This window comes from Bacillus sp. GMs2/2 (assembly GCF_050172095.1).
Classification (GTDB): domain Bacteria; phylum Bacillota; class Bacilli; order Bacillales; family Bacillaceae_G; genus Bacillus_A; species Bacillus_A cereus.
In genome coordinates this window covers 1-3,178 of sequence record NZ_JBNLYE010000420.1, presented here as the reverse complement: position 1 = coordinate 3,178, position 3,178 = coordinate 1, and the positions used below count along the sequence as shown (strand labels likewise).

Sequence of the window (3,178 nt, the reverse complement as noted above, 5' to 3'; positions counted from 1 at the left end):
ATTACATTTGCACACTTAGTATGCGAATGCAAGAGGTGTTTTTTCATATACCATCAGGTAAGATTTCCTGCTTTGTTTATTTCTTGATACGTAGCTATTTTTTAATACACAATAACTGGATCATACGTGTTCAAACTATCATATACAGTTTTTGCAACATTAGGAAGAAGGTTCACACACCCACCTGATCCTCCTGTTAAATAAGCATTATTTCCCCAGTCTTTTCGCCAGCCGGCATCGTGAAATCCTTGACCACTATTTGTGAATGGAACCCAGTAATCTACTTTAACCGCATAATCAGCTTTTCCTACTGCGTTACCTCTTAGCGTATATGGTGTTCGTTTATAAAGGACGTACCACACACCTGGTGATGTATCTTCACCAGTACTATGTTTACCAGTTACTACATTTGTTGTAACAACTAATTTTCCATCTTTGTAAATCCAAATTTGTTGCTCTGCAATTGAAACTTCTGCATACGTGTCTCCGATGCCATTATTCGATGTTGTTTTATAACCGATACCTTCCTTCTCCCAACCATTCCCGTGAATATTAGAAGCAGAAAGCGATTTGTCGCCTTTCTCAAAGGCTTGTTGAACTTGTTTAGTTTCTTTTTCAACATCTAGTGCCCAGCCGTATCCTTGTCCTTTTACTGATATGACTGAACCGGAATGAGTTTTAAATGAGAAATCTTTATTTAATGTTGATTTGGCATTATTAATTTCAGTGATTTTCTTCTTAATGTCACTCGCATCAATTGTAACTTTCATATCTTTTGACATAGAGGCATTTTGAATTAAATCTTTCGCTTTTAAAGGATAAACTTCATCCTGCACTTTATACTCAACAGACTGCCCAAGAAGATTCTGTAGTGCTTTCTCCTCTTTTTTGACAATCGGATCGTCTTCTTTAATAGGTTTTATGTATGCAGACTTCAGATGAATTTCGCTTTTATATTTTTGTTTATCATAATCTTTCAGTAGACTAGTAACATCATACTGTTTTCCTTCAACACTTTTCGAAATAACAATTTTCCCTTGTTCTAGCTTCGCCATAGCATCTTGAGGCGCTTTTAATTTCTCATTCATAGAGATGAGCTTTTCTTCTACAAGTTTTTTCATCGTTTCACTACGATACTGATCTGCCTTCTCTGGTAGCAATGAATAATTTTCTCCCTTTGAGGAAGGAAAAAATGTCCACTGACTTTTTAATAGTTTCTTAACCTGAGGCAAATCTTTTTCCGTAAGTTCCGTTTTTGTATCTTTTTCATCTAAAATTTGTTGTTGATCAACATAGACTTTGTTTGCTAGTCCAGATGTCTTTAGTTTCTGTATTGCCTGATCAGCGCTCAGACCACCAACTTTTGTGTCATTAATTGTAACATTCGAATTGAAGTGAGTTGCCTGATAATAACTCATTCCCCCAATAAGAAGTGCAATTACACCAATACCCACTGCAATAAACTTCCAATTTGTATAACGTTTTTTTGATCTTACTCGTTTTTGATCAATTTCTTCAACTGATTCATTTGTTGTATTGTTGTTCATCAATCTTTCCCCCGTATGCATTAACGTCAAACGATTTTCAACTAAAATCATAAACTAGTGTACCTTATTTTTCCTGAAATTTCATTATTTCCGATCACATTTTATCGCAATTTAATGATTAAATTTAGATTTTTCAATAGTACGATGCATTGCACAGCCCTTTACAAGTTATAAAATGAAATTTCAATCAACCGTTATACCAAGGGAATTAACTACATCTTCTTTGGAAATTTTTTTCTCTTTACGCAAAATACGAATTATATTATCCATTTTATGAACATCACCTCCTAATTTTGTCAAAAAAATAAACGATAGTCCTTCTATCTAAAATGTAGAAGGACTATCGTTTTTTCAGTTAGAGTATTTGTATAATCGTTTAACTTTTTATTTCCTGAAGGTCAAACTTGATGAAGATGATGAAATTTCATCTCATAGCCTTTAAATGAAAACATTATGTTTTTTATGGCAACCAAGTTTATTTTTATAAATTAAACCCTTAGCTTGATGCCTCCCATATATCCAGCAGCCTAAGATTAAGTAAGAGTCCATTCAACTAGATTTTTTCTAATATTTTTAGGAGCATCTTATTTCGCCTCGTCATATTTCACTAATTGAATTTAAAACACATCCGTATGCTATTTAGTAAAATTTACGATTCGAGACGTAATTATTGCAGTAATCAAGATAATACTAGCGGTTATCAAGCCAGATTCTCCAATCCAAATCTCAGTTTGATATCCTGTACTTGCACGTGCGAAAGGTCCTTGGATAATGGCATTCCAAGTGGTATGGATGATAACCGAAGGCCAAACGCTACCTGTGATAAGTCGTAAATAAGCTGTAATATAACTGAATGGCACAATACACAAATAGATGCCAAGTACTGAGAGAAAGACAGATGATCCCTCTACATACAGACCAGCGATAACAATTGGAACATGCCACGTTGCCCAAATCAATCCACTAATAAGGATCGGCCGTGAAAACTCTGCATCGACTAGCCTTGTGAGCATATAACCTCGCCAACCCATTTCTTCTCCCAAAACTGGGATTAAGTTAAGCAAACTTCCGAAGATGCCGCTCAATACTACTAGATAAATGAAACTGAATGGTGCCGTTACATACTGAAGTCCAAGTATATTGTAGATTGGTTCTAACATACCACCTTCGGGATGCTGAAACCTCGCAATTCCGCTCAGCCAGGCGATAGAATAAGTAATTCCACAAATAATCATAGGGATTAGCAGAGCAAAACCAATCCCCTTCCATACCTTTAAGTTACCGAGACCAAAAGATACATCTTTAAACCCTTCTTTCAGTATTATGCGAGTCAAAATAGAAGAAAGTGCTGGGGTAAACATATATACCACAATAAGCGGCATACTTTTCGTAATTATTACTACTACATTTAGGATAATAGAAGTAATGATTAAAATACTCAGAAAGAGTTGAATTCCTATTTTAGCACGTTGGATTTTATATTTATTGTGGAACGATTTTGCGTGTAATATCATTGTAATCCGCCTTCCCCCTTTCATTCACTTGTTTATCGAATTTACTTCTTGTCATTTCTACAGACACACCTTAGAATAAAAATATTTTGGCATACAGATTCATTCATCTTTAACATC

The 3,178-nt window shown here is 34.9% G+C and carries 2 protein-coding genes; both read right to left on the bottom strand.

The genetic code is table 11. The features are described from left to right. Nucleotides 1-101 precede the first annotated feature (101 nt). Entirely contained in the window at nucleotides 102-1,547 is a 1,446-nt protein-coding gene (locus ACQGS6_RS25400) for a L,D-transpeptidase family protein (RefSeq protein WP_001064068.1), read from the bottom strand. 635 nt (nucleotides 1,548-2,182) lie between these two features. Continuing rightward, nucleotides 2,183-3,061 (bottom strand): CPBP family glutamic-type intramembrane protease, encoded by an 879-nt coding sequence (locus ACQGS6_RS25395; RefSeq protein WP_426965801.1) that lies wholly within the window; start codon nucleotides 3,059-3,061, stop codon nucleotides 2,183-2,185. Nucleotides 3,062-3,178 lie beyond the last annotated feature (117 nt).

Bases quoted from the DNA above. Each gene is read 5' to 3' on its own strand.
- ACQGS6_RS25400 (WP_001064068.1), bottom strand. From the start codon at position 1,547: ATGAACAACAATACAACAAATGAATCAGTTGAAGAAATTGATCAAAAA.
- ACQGS6_RS25395 (WP_426965801.1), bottom strand. From the start codon at position 3,061: ATGATATTACACGCAAAATCGTTCCACAATAAATATAAAATCCAACGT.